Annotated in this window: 15 protein-coding genes; 10 read left to right on the forward strand and 5 right to left on the reverse strand. The window is 62.1% G+C overall.

The features are described 5' to 3' along the window. Window positions 1–126 precede the first annotated feature (126 nt). Both WA145_RS06230 and thrC read left to right on the forward strand, forming a co-directional pair. The gene (locus WA145_RS06230; RefSeq protein WP_422580735.1) at window positions 127–1,431 is read left to right on the forward strand and encodes a homoserine dehydrogenase; all 1,305 of its coding nucleotides are present in this window, start codon (window positions 127–129) and stop codon (window positions 1,429–1,431) included. A gap of 67 nt (window positions 1,432–1,498) precedes the next feature. Then, window positions 1,499–2,908: a threonine synthase gene (gene thrC, locus WA145_RS06235; protein ID WP_422580736.1), complete on the forward strand. Its 1,410-nt coding sequence runs from the start codon at window positions 1,499–1,501 to the stop codon at window positions 2,906–2,908. Window positions 2,909–2,990: 82 nt separating this feature from the next. On the opposite strand, the gene WA145_RS06240 is transcribed toward thrC, so the two are convergent. After that, complete coding sequence (locus WA145_RS06240) at window positions 2,991–4,190, reverse strand: CaiB/BaiF CoA transferase family protein (RefSeq protein ID WP_422580737.1); 1,200 nt, start codon at window positions 4,188–4,190, stop codon at window positions 2,991–2,993. Between the two features lie 98 nt (window positions 4,191–4,288). On the opposite strand from WA145_RS06240, the gene WA145_RS06245 reads away from it, so the two are divergent. Continuing rightward, on the forward strand, window positions 4,289–4,828 hold the full coding sequence (locus WA145_RS06245) for a YaeQ family protein (protein WP_422580738.1): 540 nt from the start codon (window positions 4,289–4,291) through the stop codon (window positions 4,826–4,828). 120 nt (window positions 4,829–4,948) lie between these two features. Next, entirely contained in the window at window positions 4,949–6,661 is a 1,713-nt protein-coding gene (gene recJ, locus WA145_RS06250) for a single-stranded-DNA-specific exonuclease RecJ (RefSeq protein ID WP_422580739.1), read from the forward strand. 7 nt (window positions 6,662–6,668) lie between these two features. On the opposite strand, the gene WA145_RS06255 is transcribed toward recJ, so the two are convergent. Further along, window positions 6,669–7,340, reverse strand: a complete 672-nt coding sequence (locus WA145_RS06255; protein ID WP_422580740.1) for a transglutaminase-like cysteine peptidase — start codon at window positions 7,338–7,340, stop codon at window positions 6,669–6,671. A gap of 273 nt (window positions 7,341–7,613) precedes the next feature. On the opposite strand from WA145_RS06255, the gene WA145_RS06260 reads away from it, so the two are divergent. The 3 genes from WA145_RS06260 to WA145_RS06270 all read left to right on the forward strand — a co-directional run bounded on the left by WA145_RS06260 (window position 7,614) and on the right by WA145_RS06270 (window position 13,451). Then, a complete protein-coding gene (locus tag WA145_RS06260; protein WP_422580741.1) occupies window positions 7,614–8,363 on the forward strand; it encodes a tellurite resistance TerB family protein in 750 nt (249 codons plus the stop codon). A 140-nt stretch (window positions 8,364–8,503) separates the two neighbouring features. Further along, the gene (hrpA, locus tag WA145_RS06265) at window positions 8,504–12,550 is read left to right on the forward strand and encodes an ATP-dependent RNA helicase HrpA (protein WP_422580742.1); all 4,047 of its coding nucleotides are present in this window, start codon (window positions 8,504–8,506) and stop codon (window positions 12,548–12,550) included. 94 nt (window positions 12,551–12,644) lie between these two features. Beyond that, on the forward strand, window positions 12,645–13,451 hold the full coding sequence (locus WA145_RS06270; protein ID WP_422580743.1) for a substrate-binding periplasmic protein: 807 nt from the start codon (window positions 12,645–12,647) through the stop codon (window positions 13,449–13,451). 151 nt (window positions 13,452–13,602) lie between these two features. Here the strand turns inward: WA145_RS06270 and WA145_RS06275 are convergent, their stop codons facing one another. The 3 genes from WA145_RS06275 to WA145_RS06285 all read right to left on the reverse strand — a co-directional run bounded on the left by WA145_RS06275 (window position 13,603) and on the right by WA145_RS06285 (window position 17,540). Further along, on the reverse strand, window positions 13,603–14,985 hold the full coding sequence (locus WA145_RS06275; RefSeq protein ID WP_422580744.1) for a GntP family permease: 1,383 nt from the start codon (window positions 14,983–14,985) through the stop codon (window positions 13,603–13,605). A 51-nt stretch (window positions 14,986–15,036) separates the two neighbouring features. Next, window positions 15,037–16,746 carry an amidase gene (locus tag WA145_RS06280; protein WP_422580745.1) on the reverse strand — a complete coding sequence of 570 codons (1,710 nt, stop codon included), beginning with the start codon at window positions 16,744–16,746 and terminating at the stop codon, window positions 15,037–15,039. A gap of 89 nt (window positions 16,747–16,835) precedes the next feature. Beyond that, window positions 16,836–17,540: a glutathione S-transferase N-terminal domain-containing protein gene (locus WA145_RS06285; protein ID WP_422580746.1), complete on the reverse strand. Its 705-nt coding sequence runs from the start codon at window positions 17,538–17,540 to the stop codon at window positions 16,836–16,838. Between the two features lie 133 nt (window positions 17,541–17,673). Between WA145_RS06285 and WA145_RS06290 the strand changes: the two genes are divergently transcribed. The 3 genes from WA145_RS06290 to WA145_RS06300 all read left to right on the forward strand — a co-directional run bounded on the left by WA145_RS06290 (window position 17,674) and on the right by WA145_RS06300 (window position 21,379). Further along, window positions 17,674–18,114, forward strand: coding sequence for an HIT family protein (locus WA145_RS06290; protein ID WP_422580747.1), 441 nt, complete (start codon window positions 17,674–17,676; stop codon window positions 18,112–18,114). 115 nt (window positions 18,115–18,229) lie between these two features. Continuing rightward, window positions 18,230–18,655 (forward strand): 3-isopropylmalate dehydratase, encoded by a 426-nt coding sequence (locus WA145_RS06295; RefSeq protein WP_422580748.1) that lies wholly within the window; start codon window positions 18,230–18,232, stop codon window positions 18,653–18,655. Between the two features lie 1,089 nt (window positions 18,656–19,744). Beyond that, complete coding sequence (locus WA145_RS06300; protein WP_422580749.1) at window positions 19,745–21,379, forward strand: ShlB/FhaC/HecB family hemolysin secretion/activation protein; 1,635 nt, start codon at window positions 19,745–19,747, stop codon at window positions 21,377–21,379. Window positions 21,380–21,450 lie beyond the last annotated feature (71 nt).

Consider the following 21,450-nt stretch of genomic DNA (forward strand, 5'->3'; position numbering starts at 1 on the left):
TGGAATCCAAATGATCTGAGGCGTGCGCCTGATTGACTAATAAACAGCCGCTTCGTATGGTGCGGCTCTTTTCTACGGCCGGGGCTTGCTCCGGCCGTTTTACGCAGTGCAGATGGGGAGTTCAGTGTGAAACCGGTGAAAGTAGGCATCTGTGGGCTGGGTACCGTCGGTGGCGGTACGTTGAATGTACTCAAGCGCAATGCCGAGGAAATTACCCGGCGCGCGGGGCGTGGTATTGAAGTTGCCCAGATCGCTATTCGCTCGCCCAAGCCGCAGTACGACACGACCGGTATTAGCATGACCAGCGATGCCTTCGAGCTGGTGAACAACCCCGAGATCGATATCGTTATCGAGCTGATCGGCGGCTACACCCTGGCCAAGGAGCTGGTGCTGCAGGCCATTGCAAACGGCAAGCATGTGGTCACCGCGAACAAGGCACTGATCGCCGTGCACGGCAATGAAATCTTCGCCAAGGCCCGTGAGAAGGGTGTGATCGTCGCTTTCGAAGCGGCAGTGGCCGGCGGTATCCCGGTGATCAAGGCGATCCGTGAAGGCCTGTCCGCCAACCGTATCAACTGGCTGGCCGGGATCATCAACGGCACTGGCAACTTTATCCTCAGCGAAATGCGCGAGAAGGGCCGCACCTTCAACGACGTGCTGGCCGAGGCGCAGGCGCTGGGGTATGCCGAAGCCGATCCGACTTTCGACGTCGAAGGCATCGATGCCGCGCACAAGCTGACCATCCTCGCCTCCATTGCTTTCGGTATTCCGCTGCAGTTCGACAAGGCCTACACCGAAGGCATCACCCAGCTGACCACCGCTGACGTGAACTACGCCGAAGCGTTGGGCTATCGCATCAAGCACCTGGGTGTGGCGCGTCGCACTGACGCCGGTATCGAGTTGCGCGTACACCCGACGCTGATCCCGGCCGATCGTCTGATCGCCAACGTCAATGGCGTGATGAATGCGGTGATGGTCAACGGCGACGCCGCTGGCAGCACGCTGTTCTACGGCGCCGGTGCCGGCATGGAGCCGACTGCCTCCTCGGTCATCGCCGATCTGGTGGACGTGGTGCGGGCGTTGACCGCCGACCCGACCAACCGTGTGCCGCACCTGGCCTTCCAGCCGGACTCGCTGTCCGATCACCCGATTCTGCCGATCGAAGCCTGCGAGAGCGCCTATTACCTGCGCATTCAGGCCAAGGATCATCCCGGCGTGCTGGCCCAGGTGGCGAGCATCCTGTCGGCCCGTGGGATCAATATCGAGTCGATCATGCAGAAGGAAGTCGAGGAGCAGGATGGCCTGGTGCCGATGATCCTGGTCACCCATCGCGTGGTCGAAGCGCGGATCAACGAGGCGATCAGTGCCCTTGAAGCGCTCGAAGACGTGGTCGGCAGCGTTGTGCGTATCCGCGTCGAGCAGTTGAACTAATCCGCCTTTGGTCGCAGCGGCAACGGGCCGCTGCGGCTGTTAAAGATTCAACCGAAGGTTTGCCCCTATGCGCTATATCAGTACCCGCGGCCAGGCACCGGCCCTGAATTTCGAAGACGTGCTGCTCGCCGGCCTGGCCAGCGATGGCGGCCTGTATGTGCCGGAAAACCTGCCGCGCTTTACCCAGGAAGAGATCGCCTCCTGGGCCGGCCTGCCTTACCACGAGCTGGCCTTCCGGGTGATGCGCCCGTTCGTCACCGGCAGCATTCCGGATGCCGACTTCAAGAAGATTCTCGAAGAAACCTACGGGGTGTTCGCCCATAACGCCGTGGCCCCGCTGCGCCAGCTGAATGGCAACGAGTGGGTGCTGGAGCTGTTCCACGGCCCGACCCTGGCCTTCAAGGATTTCGCCCTGCAACTGCTCGGCCGTCTGCTCGATCACGTGCTGGCCAAGCGTAATGAGCGCGTGGTGATCATGGGCGCCACCTCCGGTGATACCGGTTCGGCGGCCATCGAGGGCTGCAAGGCCTGCGACAACGTCGATATCTTTATCATGCACCCGCACAACCGGGTGTCCGAGGTGCAGCGCCGGCAGATGACCACCATCTTCGGCGACAACATCCATAACATCGCCATCGAAGGCAACTTCGATGACTGCCAGGAGATGGTCAAGGACAGCTTCGCCGACCAGGGCTTTCTCAAGGGCACGCGTCTGGTGGCGGTCAACTCGATCAACTGGGCGCGGATCATGGCCCAGATCGTCTACTACTTCCATGCAGCGCTGCAGCTCGGTGGCCCAGCGCGTTCCATTGCGTTCTCGGTGCCGACCGGCAACTTCGGCGACATCTTCGCCGGCTACCTGGCGCGCAACATGGGCCTGCCGATCAGCCAGCTGATCGTCGCGACCAATCGTAACGACATCCTGCACCGCTTTATGAGCGGCAATCAGTATGTGAAAGACACCCTGCACCCGACCCTGTCGCCGTCCATGGACATCATGGTGTCGTCGAACTTCGAGCGTCTGCTGTTTGACCTGCATGGTCGCAACGGCGCGGCCATCGCCGAGCTGATGGCCACCTTCAAGCAGGGCGGCGGTTTCAGCGTCGATGAGGACCGCTGGACCGAAGCGCGCAAGTTGTTTGATTCGCTGGCGGTGGATGATGCGCAGACCTGCGAAACCATCACCGAGGTGTTCAATGAGTGTGGCGAGTTGCTCGACCCGCACACCGCCATCGGCGTACGTGCCGCGCGCGAATGCCGCCGCAGCCTGGCGACCCCGATGGTGATCCTCGGTACCGCGCACCCGGTCAAGTTCCCCGAGGCGGTGGAGCAGGCTGGCGTCGGTCAGGCGCCAGCGTTGCCGGCGCATCTGACAGACCTGTTCGAGCGCCCTGAGCGCTGCACGGTGCTGGCCAATGACCTGAAAACCGTACAGAGCTTTGTGGCTCAGCACGGTAATCGCGGCAAACCGCTGTAACTGCGCGATTGAATGAACAAGGCCAGTATCCGCAAGGAGCTGGCCTTTTCTCTGTGGGCTGTAAGCGCGATTGCCGCTGGATTCAAATTGTCCCGTCGTGGCGCAAGGCGGCGATCTGCTCGCTGCTGTAGCCAAGGCGGCTCAGCACTCGCTCATTGTGCTCGCCCAGCTCTGGGCCAACCCAGTTTACCGCGCCCGGTGTGTCGCTCAGCTTGGGCACGATACCGGGCATCTTGAAGGCTTTGCCGTCTGGCAGTTTGGCCGAGAGGAGCATTTCTCGGGCAAGAAACTGCGGATCGTGGAACATGTCCTCGGCGCTGAAAATGCGGCTGGCTGGCACTTCGGCCTGGTTCAGGGTCGCCAGCACCTGCTCCAGCGGCTGCGCGCCGACCCAGCGGTCGATCACCCCATAAATCTCATCGCGGCGTGCGTCGCGGCCGTCGTTGCTGGCCAGGGTCGGGTCGTCGGCCAGGTCCCGACGGCCGATGGCCTGCATAAAACGCTTGAAGATCGCATCGCCGTTGGCGCCGATCTGGATATGTTTGCCATCGCTGCTGGTGTGAATGGAGGAGGGCGTGATACCGGGCATGATATTGCCGCTGCGCTCGCGGATAAAACCGAATACATCGAACTCCGGCACCATGGACTCCATCATGGCGAAGATCGCCTCGTACAGCGCCACGTCCACCACCTGCCCGCCGCCGCCATTCACTTCACGCTGCCGCAGCGCCATCAGCGCGCCGATCACGCCCCACAGTGCGGCAATCGAATCGCCAATGCTGATACCGGTGCGCACCGGCGGCCTATCCTCGAAGCCGGTGATGTAACGCAGCCCGCCCATGGACTCGCCCACCGCGCCGAAACCCGGCTGATCCTTCATGGGCCCCGTTTGACCGAAGCCGGACAGGCGCACCATCACCAGCTTGGGGTTCAGCGCATGCAGCACCTCCCAGCCCAGGCCGAGTTTCTCCAGCACGCCGGGACGGAAGTTCTCGATCAGGATATCGGCTTCGCTGAGCAGCTTCTTCAGCACCTCGCGCCCGGCCTCATGCTTGAGGTTGAGGGTGATCGACTGCTTGTTGCGTGCCTGCACAAACCACCACAGGGAGGTGCCCTCATACAGCTTGCGCCACTTGCGCAGTGGGTCGCCGCCATCTGGCGACTCGACCTTGATCACCTCGGCGCCAAACTCGGCGCAGATGCGCGACGCAAACGGGCCGGCGATCAGGGTGCCGAGTTCGATCACTTTCAGGCCGGCGAGGGGTTTGCTAGGTTGCTGCATCGGGTTTCCATCCATCAGGCAATGGCTGCGACTCTAACGTGACTAGGCGGCATCGGGTAGACTTGCCGGCTTATTCGACCAGTCAAGAAGCCCCGTCCATGGCCCTGCCGTCTACCACTTACAAAATCGAGCTGAACCTCACCGACATGGACCGCAGTGTCTATGAAAACCTGCGTTTCACCGTGGCCAAACACCCTTCGGAAACCGAAGAACGCCTGGCGGCGCGTCTGGTTGCCTACTGCCTGTTCTATCACGAGCACCTGGCGTTTGGGCGTGGTCTGTCGGATGTGGATGAGCCGGCGTTGTGGGAAAAGAGCCTGGATGACCGGGTGCTGCACTGGATCGAAGTCGGTCAGCCGGACAGCGAGCGCATGACCTGGTGTTCGCGACGTACCGAGAAGTTCAGCCTGGTGGCCTACGGCAATCTGCGTGTATGGCAGACCAAGGCGCTCGATCCGGTGCGCAGCCTGAAGAACATCAACGTCGTCGCCCTCGATCAGGAGGCCCTGGCCAAGCTGGCGCTGGACATGCCGCGTTCGCTGAACTGGAGCGTGATGATCAGCGATGGCGAGCTGTTCGTCACCGATGAGCGCGGCCAGCATGAGCTGCCGATTGAGTGGTTGGCTGGCGAGCGCTGAGGCTCGGATTTGTAGGATGGGTTGAGCGCAGCGATACCCATCAATACCGACAATACGATGGCTATCGCAGGCCCGAGCCATCCTAGGGTTCGTCTACCTGCACACTGAGATACCCGCCCCATGCGCATTGAAGCCCGTCCATTACCCGAAACCCTGCCCGATCTGGGCGCTCTACCGCCGCTGCTGACCCGCCTGTACGCCGCCCGTGGCGTGCAGTCCGCTGCCGAGCTGGACAAGGGGCTGGCGCGGCTGATTCCGTATCAGCAGCTCAAGGGCATGGATGCGGCGGTCGAGCTGCTGGTGCAGGGGCTGCAGCAAGGCCAGCGCATGCTGATCGTCGGCGATTTCGATGCCGATGGCGCCACTGCCAGCACGGTAGGGGTGTTGGGTCTGCGCATGCTCGGCGCGGCGCATGTCGATTACCTGGTGCCCAATCGCTTCGAGTACGGCTACGGCCTGACCCCGGAAATCGTCGCGGTGGCGCTTGAGCGTGCGCCGCAGCTGTTGATTACCGTGGATAACGGCATCTCCAGCGTCGAGGGCGTGGCAGCGGCCAAGGCGGCGGGTTTGACCGTGCTGGTCACCGATCATCATTTACCCGGTGCCGAATTGCCGGCAGCCGATGCCATCGTCAATCCCAATCAGCCGGGCTGCGAGTTCCCCAGCAAGGCCCTGGCCGGGGTTGGGGTGATGTTCTATGTGCTGCTGGCCCTGCGTGCGCGGCTGCGTGACATGGGGTGGTTCACGGTGCAGCGCCCTGAGCCCAATCTGGGCGAGCTGCTTGATCTGGTCGCCCTGGGCAGCGTCGCCGACGTGGTGCCGCTGGATGCCAACAACCGTATCCTGGTGCATCAGGGCCTGGCGCGGATTCGCGCAGGCCGTGCGCGGCCGGGCTTGCGCGCGATTCTTGAAGTGGCCGGGCGTGATCATCGGCGCATCACCTCCACCGACCTGGGTTTTATCCTCGGCCCCCGGTTGAATGCGGCGGGGCGCCTGGATGATATGGCGCTGGGTATCGAATGCCTGCTCTGTGAAGACGAGGCCCTGGCCCGTGATATGGCGGTGCAGCTGGATCAGCTCAATCAGGACCGCAAAGCCATCGAGCAAGGCATGCAACGCGAGGCCCTGGCCCAGCTCAAGGACCTGCCACTGGACGATATGCCGTTCGGCCTGTGCCTGTTCGAGGCCGATTGGCACCAGGGCGTGATCGGCATCCTCGCCTCGCGGATGAAGGAGCGCTATCACCGCCCGACCATCGCCTTTGCCGATGCCGGCGATGGCGTGCTGAAAGGCTCGGCGCGTTCGGTGCCTGGCCTGCATATCCGCGATGCGCTGGATGCGGTGGCGGCCAAACACCCGCAGCTGATCAGCAAGTTCGGTGGGCATGCCATGGCCGCCGGCTTGTCACTGCCGCAGGCGAATTTCGGCGCCTTTGCCGCCGCCTTCGATGCCGAGGTGCGTCGTCAGCTGTGTGAAGACGATCTGACCGGCCGTTTGCTGTCCGACGGCGCCTTGTCTATTGAAGAGTTCCACCTGCCGCTGGCCAAGGAGCTGCGCAACGCCGGTCCCTGGGGCCAGCACTTTCCCGAGCCGCTGTTCCATGGCGTATTCCAGCTGGTGCAGCAGCGCGTGGTCGGCGAGCGTCATCTCAAGGTGGTGCTGAAAAGTGAATGCGGCAGCGTGCAGCTCGATGGCATTGCCTTTGGCGTGGACCGCGAAGTCTGGCCGAACCCGACCGTGCGCTGGGTCGAGCTGGCCTACAAGCTGGATGTGAATGAATACCGTGGGCAAGAAACGGTGCAGCTGATGATCGCGCATATCAGCCCACGGTGAGTGCAATCTAACCCTGCGGTGAGGGCGCGGCCGAACCATCGGCCAGTGCGCGTTCGCTCAGCTCATTCCAGCGTGCAAGAAACTGCGGCGGCTGGCTGACGCGCTGTGGCGACTTGGCGAGAAACACGCCGTGGTTATTGAAGGAATACACCGGCAGCAGATCGCCACGCTCACTGGCCGGGCGGATGCGCGGGTCGAGGTTGTCGAGAATCAGCGGTTGCGCGCTGGCGCTGGGGTAATAGGCCAGCACCATATGCGCCTGGTTCTGCTTGAGCGCCTTGACGAAGGTCAGGCGCAGCTTCTCGCTGGGCACGCCCATACGTACCAGGCTGAAGTATTTGGCGATGGCGAAATCTTCGCAGTCACCTTTGCCGAGGCTCAGCGTTTGCGCAGGCGTAGCCCAGTAATCGTCGGCGCCCCAGGCCTGCTGGTCGCTGACGAAGGTCACTGAGCGGTTGATGAAATGGTTGACCCGTTCCAGCTGGGCGCGCTCGTCATCCTGGCTGGGATTGTCGAGCAGATTGAGCCAACTGGTCAGGCGTGCATCGCTTAGGGTTGCCGCCAGAGCGCTGTACTGGCTGGCCGGTGCAGCGGCCGCCAGCACGGGGCTGAAAAGCCAGCAACTGGCAAGCAGGCTGCGCAATAAACGCTGGGCGGTGCGGTTGGCGCGTGGTGGCATGGCACGAAGTCTCCGGCGTCGGCTCTTGGTAGCCGTTTGCCGCTGATAAGGTGTGCCATCCTATCGGCGTCAATTAGTGAACGGCTATTGCGGTTATGTGACGGTGACCACTATTTGACTCATTCAGCGCCGGCTAACCGACGAACAACCGTTTTATGGGATGTCTCGGTCGATTGGCAATCTTTCGAAGCACTCTGGGGTTAGGTAGCGGTAAACCTCTGTCCCTAGAATCAGTCTGTGTGCCTGCATAACCATTTTTAGGGAGAGCGCTTGATGATTAGCCGTGGCTTGCTTGATCAGTTGTTGAAATCCGGCCAGGACCTGATGCAACAGAAATCCACTGGCAGTAGCGCTGGTGGCTCGGCGGGTGGCCTGGGGGGCGCGCTGGGCGGTTTGCTTGGCGGTGCAGGCAAAGGTGGCCAGGGCGGTGATCTCGGCACGCTGCTCAAGGGGGCAGGTGGTGGCGCGCTGGCCGCCGGGGCGCTGGGCCTGCTACTGGGTAACAAGAGTGCGCGCAAGATGGGCGGCAAGGCGCTGGCTTACGGTGGCCTGGCCGCGCTTGGCGTGGTCGCTTACAAGGCCTATGGCAACTGGCAGGCGCAGCAGGCCAATGCGCCGCAGGCCGAACCGCAAACCCTCGATCGCTTGCCCGCACCGCAGGCTGAGCTGCATAGCCAGGCAATTCTCAAGGCGCTGGTCGGCGCGGCCAAGGCCGATGGCCATGTCGACGCCCGCGAGCGGCAGTTGATTGAAGGTGAGCTGGTCAAACTCACCAGCGACGCCGAATTGCAGCATTGGCTGCAGGCCGAGCTGAACAAGCCGCTGGACCCCGGCGAAATCGCCCGCGCCGCCAGCACACCGGAAATGGCGGCCGAGATGTATATAGCCAGCGTGCTGATGGTCGATGAAGAGCACTTTATGGAGCGCGCCTACCTGGAAGAGCTGGCTCGTCAGCTCAAGTTGGACCCGGCGCTGAAAACCGAGCTTGAGGCGCAGGTGCGCCAAGAGCTGATCGCCGGCTAAGACCCGTAGCCGCAACGCGCAGGATGGCGTGTGCCCATCCTGCGTGGCTGCCCAACCCACTCGATCGTTTTCCCCTGGGCAAATCTGCGACAATCGCCACCCTCCAGCCTTTCCCTTGACCCCACCCCCGCGATTGCCCGATGACCGACGCCATGCCCGCCGTTGACCAACTGCTGAAAAACCTCGACCAGACCCTGCTGGGCGACCGTCATCGCCTGCGTCGGCAGTTGCATGAGTTGCGCAAGCACAGCCCGGTGGACCAGGCCAAGCTGGCGCAGTGGCTGCAGCGTTTCGAGGCGTCCCGGGCCAAGGTTGAGGCGCGCCGCCTCAGCGTGCCGGTGATGCGTTACGACGATGCGCTGCCGATTGCCGCCAAGCGCGATGAGATCAAGGCCGCCATCGCCAAGCATCAGGTGGTGGTGATCGCCGGGGAAACCGGTTCGGGCAAGACCACTCAGCTGCCGAAGATCTGCCTGGAACTGGGCCGTGGCGTGCATGGCCTGATCGGTCACACCCAGCCGCGGCGTCTGGCTGCGCGCAGCGTGGCGACCCGGGTGGCCGAGGAAATTGGCACGCCGCTGGGCGAGCTGGTCGGCTATCAGGTGCGTTTCGAGGATCAGAGCAACGAGCGCAGCCTGATCAAGCTGATGACCGACGGCATCTTGCTGGCGGAAACCCAGCACGACCGTTACCTGGAAAAGTACGACACGATCATCTTCGACGAAGCCCACGAACGCAGCCTGAATATCGACTTCCTGCTGGGCTTTCTGAAAACCCTGCTGGTGCGCCGGCCGGACCTCAAGCTGATCATCACCTCGGCGACCATCGACTTGCAGCGCTTCTCCGAACATTTTGGTGGCGCGCCGATTGTCGAGGTGTCTGGGCGTACCTTCCCGGTGGACACCTGGTACCGGCCGCTGACCGCCGAGCAGGACGAAGACGGTAATCGGGTCGAGGACGACCTCTCGGTCGATCAGGCGATTCTCGCCAGCCTGGATGAGATCAGCGCCTTCGAGAAGGCCGAGGGCAAACGCCCCGGCGATGTGCTGGTATTCCTGCCCGGCGAGCGCGAGATTCGCGACGCCGCCGAGGTGCTGCGCAAGGCCAACCTGCGCCTGACCGAGGTGCTGCCGCTCTATGCGCGGCTGACCCCGGCCGAGCAGCAGAAGATTTTCGCGCCCATGGGCGCGCGCAAGATCGTCCTGGCCACCAACGTCGCGGAAACCTCGCTGACCGTGCCGGGCATCCGCTATGTGATCGACAGCGGCACGGCGCGGATCAGCCGCTACAGCTACCGCGCCAAGGTGCAGCGCCTGCCCATCGAGGCCGTGTCCCAGGCCAGCGCCAACCAGCGCAAGGGCCGTTGCGGGCGGGTCGAACCGGGCATCTGCATTCGTCTGTACAGCGAGGAAGATTTCAACGGTCGCCCGGCCTTTACCGACCCGGAAATTCTGCGTACCAACCTGGCGGCGGTGATTCTGCAGATGCTCCATCTGCGCCTCGGCGAGATTGAGGCCTTCCCGTTTATTGAGCCGCCGGATGGCAAGGCCATCAGCGACGGTTTCAATCTGCTGCAGGAACTCTCGGCGGTTAACCGCGAGGGCCAGCTGACGCCGTTAGGTCGTCAATTGGCACGCCTGCCTGTTGATCCCCGCTTAGGTCGTATGGTGCTGGAAGGGGCCAAGCAGGGCAGTCTGGAAGAGATACTGATCATCGCCAGTGCGCTGTCGGTGCAGGATGTGCGCGAGCGTCCGTCTGACCGCCAGCAGGCCGCCGACCAGGCCCATGCGCAGTGGAAGGACGTCGACTCCGACTTTGCCGCGCTGATCAACCTGTGGCGCGGCTTCGAGGAGCAGCGCCAGGCCCTGGGTTCCAGCGCGCTGCGCAGCTGGTGCCGGAAGAACTTCCTCAACTATTTACGCCTGCGCGAATGGCGCGACGCGCACCGCCAGCTGCTGCTGATCGTCCGTGATCTGCAGCTATCGCCAGGTCACAGCGCACAGGGTAGGAGCGAGCTTGCTCGCGATCAGCAATCTACAGGTCAAACCGCGATAGCCGGGGATCGCCAGCAAGCTGGCTCCTACAAGGAGCGAGAGCTGGCCGAAAAAGACCAGGCCGCCCAGCGCGCCAAAGGCTACGCCGCGGTGCACAAGGCGATTCTCGCCGGCCTGCTCAGCCAGATCGGCCAGAAGACCGAAGACGGCGACTACCTGGGCGCCCGTCAGCGGCGCTTCTGGGTGCATCCCTCGAGCGTCATTGGTCGCAAGAAGCCGCAATGGCTCATGGCCGCCGAACTGGTGGAAACCACCAAGCTGTTTGCGCGCATGGTAGCGAAGATCGAGCCAGACTGGATCGAGCCGCTGGCCGGTCACTTGATCAAGAAAAACCACCTGGAACCGCATTGGGAGAAGAAGCGCGGCCAGGTGGTAGCCTTCGAGCAGATCAGCCTGTACGGCCTGATAGTTATCGGTCGCCGCCCGGTGCATTTCGGCCCCATCGAACCGTTGGTCTGCCGCGAGCTGTTTATCCGCGAAGGCCTGGTCGCTGGCGAGATCAACTCGCGCGCCAAGTGCCTGAGCGCCAACCGCCAGTTGCTGGAAAAGCTTGACGAGCTGGAAGCCAAGGCGCGCCGCCGTGACATTCTGGCCGACGATGAAACCCTGTTCGCCTATTACGAGGCGCGTCTGCCGGCGGATATCTACCAGAGCGCGACCTTCGACAGTTGGTACAAGACGGAAAGCGCGAACAATCCCCAGCTGCTGCTTATGCGTGAAGAAGATGTGCTCGCTCGTAATGCCAAGGAAGTCACCGCCGCGCAGTACCCGGACAGCCTGCGCCTGGGCGAACTAACCCTGCCGCTGAGCTATCACTTCGAGCCCAATCACCCGCGTGACGGCGTGACTCTGCGCGTGCCCGCGCCGCTGTTGCCGCAATTACAAGTGGAGCGTCTGCAGTGGTTGGTGCCGGGCCTGCTGGAGGCCAAGTGCATGGCCCTGGTGCGCGGCCTGCCCAAGGCGCTGCGCAAGAATTTTGTGCCGGTGCCGGATTTTGTCGGTGCCGCCCTGGGCAAGCTCAGTTTTGCCGACGGCAGCCTGACCGAGGCCCTGGGCCGCGAACTGACGCGCATGACCGGTACGCGGGTCAGCGAGGAAGCCTGGATGGAGTCTGCCGCGCAGCTGGAGTCTCACCTGCGGATAAATATCGAAGTGGTCGACAACCAGGGCAAACCCCTGGGTGAAGGCCGCGACCTGGCCGAGCTGACCGCGCGCTTTAGTGAGGCAACCCAGGCCGGCCTGGCCCTGCCGAAAACCGCCAAGAGCCAGCAGCCGGTGGAGGCCAAGGCCTTTAGCGAAGTGGCGGCGAAGACTCAGCAGCAGGTCGCTGGCCTGTCCATGACCGTCTACCCGGCGCTGGTGGAAGAGGCTGGCGTGGTCAAGGAAGGGCGCTTCCCAACCTTGGCCGAAGCCGAATTTCAGCATCGCCGCGCCTTGCAACGCTTGCTGCTACAACAACTGGCCGAGCAAGCCAAGTTTCTCCGCGGCAAGCTGCCGGGGCTGACCGAGTTGGCGCTGCTGTACCGCGAACTGGGCCGGGTCGATGCCCTGGTCGAAGACATTCTGCTGGCCAGCCTCGATAGCTGCATCCTCGACGGCGAAGCCAGCCTGCCGCGCGACGGTGCCGGCCTGGCCGCCCTGGCCGAGCGCAAGCGCGGCGACTGGACGGGCGAGGCCGAACGTCTGGCCAAGCTCACCCTGGACATCCTCAAACTCTGGCACGGCCTGCAGAAACGCTTTAAAGGCAAGATCGACCTGGTCCAGGCTATGGCGCTCAACGATATCAAGCTGCAACTGAGCCATCTGGTCTACCCCGGTTTCGTCCGCGAAACCCCGGCGCAGTGGCTCAAGGAAATCCCGCGCTACCTCAAGGCCATCGAGCAGCGTCTGGACAAGATTGCCGGCCAGGTGCAACGCGACCGCGTGTGGAGCGGCGAGTTGGCCGGCTATTGGCAGCAGTACCAGGCGCGCCTAAGCAAACACAGCCAGGAAGGCAAGCGCGACCCGCAGCTGGTGCTGTATCGCTGGCTGCTGGAGGAATACCGCGTGTCGCTGTTTGCCCAGCAACTGGGCACCAAGCTGGCGGTATCGGATAAGCGCCTGAGCAAGCAGTGGAGCAGCGTCGAGGGTTAAGCGAGCGATGCAGCATGGGTGCGGGCCGCCGCTGTGCTTGGAGTACAGGGCAGGGCTGCTAGACTCCTCCATACCCTATCGGCCAGTGTGAGCGATGATCTTGATTGCAGTCGATATACGCCGCTCAGCATGGTCACTCCAGCGCTTATCGCTCGCCCTGTTGCTGCTGCTCGGCTTGCCTGGTCTGGCGCCAGCTGCGTGCGAGAAAACCCTGCGCTGGGACGATGATCCGCCCTTCAGCATGCAAGCAGCCGATGGCACGGTGGGCGGCATCTACCTCGACCTCAACCGTGCGGCCCTGGAGCGCCTGGGCTGTCAGGCCCAGTTACGCAAACTGCCCTGGGCGCGGGCGCTTAAGGAGTTGCAATTGGGTCGCCTGGATATTCTGCCTGGTGCTTTTCGCCGGCCAGAGCGCGAGGTCTATGCGCATTTCTCCGGCCCGGTGCTGCCGCCTTCGCGCAATATTCTGTTTATGCATGCACAGCTGCTGCAGCGCTGGCCGGTCAAGCGGCTGCTGGAGCTGCAACACAGTGAGTTCCGCCTGGGCGCGCAGATCAATGTGGCCTATGGCGCGGAGTATGAGCAGTTGATGAGTGATCCGGCATTTGCCGCGCGGGTTTTGTTGGTCGCCAAGCGCAGCAACCTCTGGCGTATGGTCGCTAAAGGGCGTATCGACGGGGTGATTGCCGCCGAAAACACCGGCGCCCACGAGATTGCTCAGCTGGGTCTGAGCGAGCAGATCAAGGCCACGCCTGTGGTGGTGTCCAGCGATGCGGCGGAAGTGGCATTTAGCAAGGCCTCAACCGATCCGGCTTTTGTCCAGGCCTATGCCGAGGCGCTGACTGAACTGGTCGCGGATGGCACGTATAAGCGGATTGTGCAGCGCTATGTCATGCCCTAGGTGCGAGCGCGCACGACCTGCAAAACCCAGCCCAGTGTAGGGCCGCCGGCGGCGCCCTCAATGAAGGCCCGGCGGGCAGGGGCCTGCGTGGTGCCGCCCCGATCAGCCCGTGGCGGCTGATCTGCTGGCTAAATCAGCGACGATTTCATCATCAGCCGCTTATCAAGCTCAATGCGCTTACGCATATGAGCACGGCAATCACGGGGATCAGCACCGTCACCACAAAGATATCCTTGTAGGCCTGTTTATGGCTCAGGCCCATGATCATCAACATGGCGATCACTGCGCCGCAATGGGGCAGTGAGTCCAGGCCGCCTGCGGCAATGGTGGCGATGCGGTGCAGTACCTCTGGCTCAACGCCCATTTCCAGGTACTTGGGGGCCAGGGTCTGCATAAATATCTGCAAGCCGCCGGAAGATGAACCGACAATGCCTGACACCACACTGACCGAGGCGACAATCGACAGCAGCGGCGGCATGTCCACCGACAGCACCCAGTTGACGAACTGGCCGAAGCCAGCGGTCTGAGTGACCACGCCACCAAAGCCGATCACTGCGGCGGTATTGAGCAGCGGCATGATGGCGTCATCAGCGCCCTGCCCCAGCATCGCCACGGTATTACGTCGTAGCGCCGGAAACAGCAGGATGGCCGTCAGCGTGGCAATCACCAGGGCCAGGCTCGGCCAGATAATCGGCTGGCTCTGGCTGAAGCTCAGCACCTGACCGAGCATGCCTTCCCCCGCCGTTACCGCACCGCTGAGCAGCAGCAAGCGCGGCAGCATGATGACACCCAGCACCACGAGAATCGGCAGCAGCGCCATGCCCCAGTGCGGCCCTGTACCGGGTTCCCCCGCCATCTGCTGCATGCGCAAATCCTGCGCATTGCTCTCGAAGCCTTCACCACGAGCCCGCGCCATACGCCACTCACGCTGCACATAGGCCATCCCCAGGATGATCATCACGGCACTGGCCAGCAGGCCAAGCCAGGCGCCGGCGAACAGATCGGTGCCCAGGGCGCTGGAGGCAATCACGTTGTGGATCGACGGCGAGCCCGGTAATGCAGTCATGGTGAAGGTGCCTGAGCCTAGGGCCGTCGCGGCGCAGAACAGCCGCTTGGGCAAGTTGGCCTCACGCATCAGGGTAATGCCCAGCGGGTACATGGTGAAAATCACCACAAACACCACCACGCCGCCATAGGTCAGCAAGGCACAGACCAGCATGCTTACCCAGAGGGTGCGCTGGATCCCCAGGCTGCGGGTAATGGCTTGAGCAATGCTGCTGGCCGCCTGGCTGGCCGCCATGACCTTGCCGAAGACCGCGCCGCAGAGAAAAAGCACAAAAAACTTCCCGGCAAAGGTGAACGCCCCCAAAGGCCCGAAGGGAAAATATTCGAGCAGGGTCTTGGGGGCTTCCAGGTCGTTGGTTAATGCCACAACCAAGGAACATAGCAGGGCGGCAATTAAGATATTGACGCCGCGTAGCGCCATCCAGATGAGTAACGCAAGCCCAACAAATAGCCCTAAATTTCCCAACATAACGGCATTTCCTTCTTGTTGTAGTACCACTGTATGGCAGTGCTAGCTGGGTTATCGGCGCGGCAGAGGCGGCGTACGCGGTGGTACCACACGCCTGGAACCCGTCGATTCGAATGCCGCGGCGCAGCGCAGCAGGGCCGAGTCGTCGTAAGCGCGGCCGGCGAAGGTCAGCCCCACCGGCATGCCGATGTCGGCCATGATGCCCATCGGCACGGTGACGGTGGGCACGCCCAGGTGACGGATGGCCAGGTTGCCGTTGGCCACCCAGACGCCGTTGCTCCAGGCGATATCGGCAGACGCCGGGTTGACGTCGGCATCCGCCGGGCCGACGTCGGCGACGGTGGGGAATAGCACGGCGTCGAGGCCGAGGTTGTCCAGCCAGTCTTCCAGGTCGAGCTTGCGGGTGTACTCCAGACCGCGCAGGCCGTCGGCCAGGGTTTCGATCTGCTCCCAGCTCTTCAGGCCACGTTTGGCCATATTGACGTATTCATCCATGCCGGCGGCCAGTTCGCCTTCGCGGTTGGGCAGGGTGCCGGGGTCGTGGGGAAAAATCTGCGGACCATCGACATCGGCCAGCTTGTTCATCTTGGGGTCACCGTTGGCCCGCAGGAAGTCGTCGAAGGCCCAGCCGCTCAGCTCCCACAGCTCATCATGCAAAAACGCCGGGGTGACGATGCCGCGGTTGTACACGGTCGGCGCGCCGGGGCGGTCGCCTTCGCAGTTGGACACCAGCGGGAAGTCGACTTCGATCACTTCGGCACCGGCCGCTTCCAGCGCCTTGCGCGCCTGCTCCCACAGGTCGATCACCGAGGCGCGGGTGTGGATGCGTTGGCCGGTCGGGCCGCCGATGCCGGGGGTTTCGCTGCTGCCGGCTTGTTCATCCTTGTTGATAAACATGCGCGGCACGCCAAAGCGTTTGCCGGCCAGGGCGTCGGCTTTGGCGGCAAGCTCCGCATAGCTGGCTGGGCGTACCTCAGAGGCTTTGGGGATCGGCACCCAGGGCTGCAGGCGCCAGAGGTCACCACGGTTGTCCGGATCATCGGCGACCACCACGTCGAGTATTTCGAGCAGATCGCTCATGGTCCGCGCATAGGGCACCACCACGTCCATGGTCGGCGTCAGCGGCCAGTTGCCGCGCACCGAGATCACCCCGCGCGACGGCGTGTAGGCGCACAGGCCATTGTTCGAGGCCGGGCCGCGACCGCTCGACCAGGTTTCCTCGGCCAGGCCGAAGGCGGCAAAGCTGGCCGCCGTGGCGGTGCCCGCGCCGTTGGATGAGCCGGAGGCGAAGGGCGCGGTGAGGTAATCGGCGTTGTACGGGCTTTCTGCCCGGCCATACACGCCGCGCTGCATGCCGCCGTTGGCCATGGGCGGCATATTGGTCTTGCCCAGGCAGATGGCCCCGGCGCCGCGCAAGCGCTCGACGGTAAAGGCATCGCGATGGGCGAGCAGGTTCTTGAAGGCTGGGCTGCCGGAGGCGGCGGTGAGGCCCTTGACCAGGTAGCTGTCCTTGGCGGTGTAGGGGATGCCGTCGAGCGGGCCGAGGGCCTCGCCACGGGCGCGGCGTGCATCGGAGGCCTGGGCTTCCTTGAGCGCGTCGGGGTTGCGCACCACTAGGGCGTTGAGCTGGGTCGGCGTGTCGGCGCCGTCGTAGGCGTCGATGCGCGCCAGATAGGCCTGCACCAGCTCGACCGCCGTGGTCTGGCCGGCCTCGAGCGCGGCGCGCAGCTGGGCAATGGAAAGCTCGGTTACCTCGATCATGCGGTCACCGCTGGCTGTTGAAGGGGGTTGATCATATCGGTTCTCGGAGCGCTGTTTGTTACGCATTGAATGGGTTGCTGGCGGTTATTTTAGCCGCGTGCCGGCGTGGCCAGGCCCTTGACCACCGCCGGGCGGGCGACAAAGGCCTGCAACACCCGCTGCACATTGCTGAAGCGCTCGAACTCCACCAACTCGCCGGCCTCGTAGAAACCCACCAGGTTGCGTACCCAGGGGAATACGGCGATATCGGCGATGCTGTAGTCCTCGCCCATGATCCAGCTACGGCCTTGCAGGCGTTGTTCGAGTACGCCGAGCAGGCGCTGGGATTCGGCCACGTAGCGGTCGCGCGGGCGTTTGTCCGGGTAGTCCTTGCCGGCGAACTTATGGAAGAAACCCAGCTGGCCGAACATTGGGCCGATACCGCCCATCTGCCACATCAGCCACTGCAGGGTTTCGTAGCGCGTGGCGGGGTCCTGGGCCAATAGCTGGCCGGTCTTTTCCGCCAGGTAGAGCAGAATCGCCCCGGACTCGAACAGCGCCAACGGTTTGCCGCCTGGGCCGTTGGGGTCGAGGATCGCCGGGATCTTGTTGTTGGGGTTGAGCGAGAGGAATTCATCGCTGAGCTGATCGTTGCTGTCGAAGCTGACCAGGTGCGCTTCATAGGCCAGGCCGATTTCTTCGAGCATGATCGAGGCCTTGACGCCGTTGGGCGTGGGCAGCGAATAGAGCTGTAAGCGCTCGGGGTGCTGGGCGGGCCATTTCTGGGTGATCGGGTAGGCGGCAAGGGCTGACATGGGCGCTCCAGATTAGCTGGCAAAAGGCGCAGGATAGCGATAATTGGCCATTTGGTCAGGTCGCAGATTTTTCCCCGCGTGCAGAAATCGGTATGGTTGGGGCCTCTCAACCCCCGCGCACCGGAGAACCCCAATGAGCCTGCACGGCGAATACGACAAGCAGAATATCTTTGCCCAGATCATCCGTGGCGAAGCCCCTTGTTACAAGTTGTACGAGGATGAGGATGTGCTGGCCTTCCTCGATGTGTTTCCGCAGTCCTGCGGCCATACCCTGGTGATCCCCAAGCGTGCTGCGGCGCGCAATATTCTGGATATCGATGAAGGCAGCCTGGGCAAGGTGATGGCCGTGGTGCAGAAGCTGACCCGCGTGCTGATCGATGAGTTGGAGCCTGCCGGGGTGCAGGTGGCGCAATTCAATGGCGCGCCGGCCGGGCAGACGGTGTTTCATATTCATATGCATATCGTGCCGCGCTACGTCGGCGAGACGCTCAGTGTGCACGCCGGCGGCAAGGCGACCCCGCAAGAGCTGGCTGCGCTGCAGGCGCGTCTGCTCAAGCGTATCGCCGGCGGATAAACCCTGGTTGCGGCGGCGCAACAGTCGGTACTTGAGGCTGGGCACGCCAGGGGCAATACTCAAGCCGTTTTGCGTTATGTCTCTTGTTGCATCCTTGCGCCCATGGAGGGCTCCCATGCGTTTGATCTCTGCTGCATTAGCGCTGTCGATTCTGGCTGGTTGCTCATCCTGGCGTCCGGATGCGCAATATATTCGTCCGATACCCGAAGACCGCCTGCTGGGTTATCAGCACGCCCAGGCCGGGGGCGGACTGATAAAGGTCACCCGAGACTTCGGCGGAATGGGCAGTGGTTGTTATGTCGCCGTGCTGGTGGATCGCAAGGTGGCGGCGCGCATCGGCGTTGGCGAAGAAGCCAACTTCCAGGTGCCGATCGGCACGCGGGTGCTGGGCATCGGCATCGATGAAATGGACGACACCCTATGCGGCATGGGCCGCCTGCGCCGTGAACTGGCGGTGAAGGTGGAAGCCGGCTCGCAGCAGGACTTCCGCATCATCAGCCAGAACCGTGGTGGCTTCGACATCCTGCCGGAAACCCGCTAGCACTTGACGAAGCAGGCGGCCACTACCTGATTGGGTGCGGGCGCCGTCTCCCCCGCCTCGTGACCGTCTACCTAGGCAGCGCCGCTCGTTATCGCGCCTGAAGCAAGCATATTGGATCGATAGCTTGCGGCCTGTGCAGTGCCCCAGAACTTTCGTGCCCCTGTCGGCCAGCCAGCAGGCTGAATATTGAGCCGTTACAGGCGACGACTGGCGCGGTAACGGCGATGCCACTGCGGTTATTTAAAGAGCGTACGGCCTCCGAGGCGATGGCGGTTACCTATAGGCCCGAAGGCCCACCTGTGCGCGGTGTTATTGCCGCAGCCCTCTTTAATTACTTCGTGTGGCCGACTTTCGTTGGTAAAGCAGAAAATACAGGCGTGCTATGTGTGCTGGCGAACAGATGGGAGTGTTCGGCGCAGTTTTAATACGTGTGTGATGTTCTAGGCGCGTAGTGAGTGCATGGCTGATTCTTGTTTTAGAGAATCTGATTGCCTGGTTATCTGGAATCCAATAAATGCACAGAAATAATACGGGTCAAACTCGTGCGTGTGTGTCAGTGATTATTGATGCGTGCTGTGCTGGTTTTTTCGACGGTTAAGGCATTTACGGCGCTGTCAGAAAGCGGTTGTTAACGTTTAGTTACCGCTTAGTGGTGATTAATTAAGATAACAATCAACACCTTGGCTGAAAGTGCCCCAGTTAGTTGTACGGCGTTTGCATTATTGTACAGGCGGCAGGTAAAAGCTGTACAGCTGTTCAGTGCGCTAGATAAATAGGCGATCCGGCTGCCGAGCGTTCTGGCAGGCCGTTGACTGTAGCGAAAGGCTACGAATGGTGAGGTATGCGGCCGACTCTGAAATTAATGTCAGCGGTACGCAAACAGAACAATTTACGGGCTCAGATTAATCTGCGAGCCCGCCCAAGATGCCATGCATATTGGGGTGAAATATCAATTTTTACGCATTTTACAACGTTGCGTTTTTGAAGCGTGACACGAGAGTCTGCGGTTCATTGACAGATTCGTTTAAAAAATCAGGGCATGCCAAGGGGCATATAACGATGCAGAAAAAACTCATGACGGTTGCGCTAATGACACTGAGTTCGGGTGTTTTTGCCGCTCAGTTTCCCAGCGGTGGTAGTCAGTTACAACAAATTCCCCCATCCCCTAGCTTGCAAAAAGTAGAGCCCGAGATTCGTGTTGAACAAACTCAGGTGCCTGCCACCCCCGCAGATGAATCGGCGAAAATACAGGTCAATTCGCTACATTTGACCGGTCAGAGTCTGTATTCCGAAAGTGAACTACTCAGTCATACCGGGTTTACCGCCGGTGAAGAATTAAGTTTGGGACAATTGCAGCAGATGGCTGCGCGAATTGCCGCGTTCTATCATCAGAATGGTTATTTCGTCGCTCAGGCCTATCTGCCTGCTCAAGAGATCCAGCAGGGCGCCGTGACCATCGCGGTGGTTGAGGGTCGCTACGGCGATGTCAGCCTGCGCAACCAGAGCAATCTCTCCGATCGCCAGGCCAATAGCGCCCTCGATGGCCTGAATAGGGGTGATGTAATCGACTCGGCGCCGCTCGAGAGCCGACTGCTGCTGCTCTCGGACACCCCCGGCGTGAATGTCAGGTCGACCCTGGTGCCTGGAGCCTCTGTCGGTGCCGCCGATCTGATCGTCGATGTCACCCCGGGGCAAACCCTAACCGGCAGCGTCGACGCCGATAACGCCGGCAACTATTACACCGGTGAATATCGCCTCGGCGCGACCCTGAACATCAACAACCTGGCGGGCCAGGGCGACGTTGCCACACTGCGTGCGCTGACTACGTTCGATGGCTTGAACTATGGCCGTGCGGCCTACCAGATGCAGTTTGGCAAGGCGACCGCTGGGGTGGCCTACAGCCGCATGGAATATGAGCTGGGCAAGGACTTCAGTGGCCTGGACGCCAACGGCACGGCCGACGTTGCCAGCGTATTTGCCAGCTACCCGCTGATCCGTTCGCGCCGAAGCAACCTGTATGCCCAGGTGGGCTATGACTACAAAACCTTCGAAGACCGTATCGACGCGATTCCACTGGTGACTGACAAAAATATCCACGTGCTGATGGCCAGCCTGCACGGCAACCACCGCGATGATCTGGGGGGTGGCGGCCTGACGGCAGCCTCGCTGACCTGGTCGAGCGGTGTGCTCGATATCGAAACCCCCGCGGCGCATGACTTCGATGCGGCCACGGCGCGCACCAATGGTCATTACGACAAGCTGGCTGGGCAGATCTCGCGTCTGCAATACATCACCGACAGGGTTTCGCTGTATGGCGCGCTGAGCGGGCAAATCGCCTCGAAAAACCTCGACAGTTCGGAACAGATGTCCCTTGGCGGCATGTATGGCGTGCGCGCCTATCCCCAGGGTGAGGCCTTTGGCGATGAAGGTTATCTGGCGACCCTGGAGGCCAGATTGTTGCTGCCGCAGTTCTCCGAGCAACAGGTCGGCCAAGTACACCTGATCGGCTTTGTCGATGCCGGCTCCGTGACCGTCAACAAGGATCCCTGGGATGGTTCGGACAATAGCCGAACCCTCAGTGGCGCCGGTGTGGGCGTTAACTGGATCGACAACAACAACTTCTCTGTGAAGGCTTACTACGCGCACAAGCTGGGCAGTGAGGACGCAACCGCGGCTCCTGATTCGGACGGCCGCCTCTGGGTGCAGTTGGTCAAATACTTTTGATTACTGCATGCAGTCTGCGCAACGAACACGGGCCTGAACACGCCTGCATAACGCCTGTAACAGAGTAGGAA

The organism is Pseudomonas sp., from assembly GCF_049301935.1.
Taxonomy (GTDB): Bacteria; Pseudomonadota; Gammaproteobacteria; order Pseudomonadales; family Pseudomonadaceae; genus Aquipseudomonas.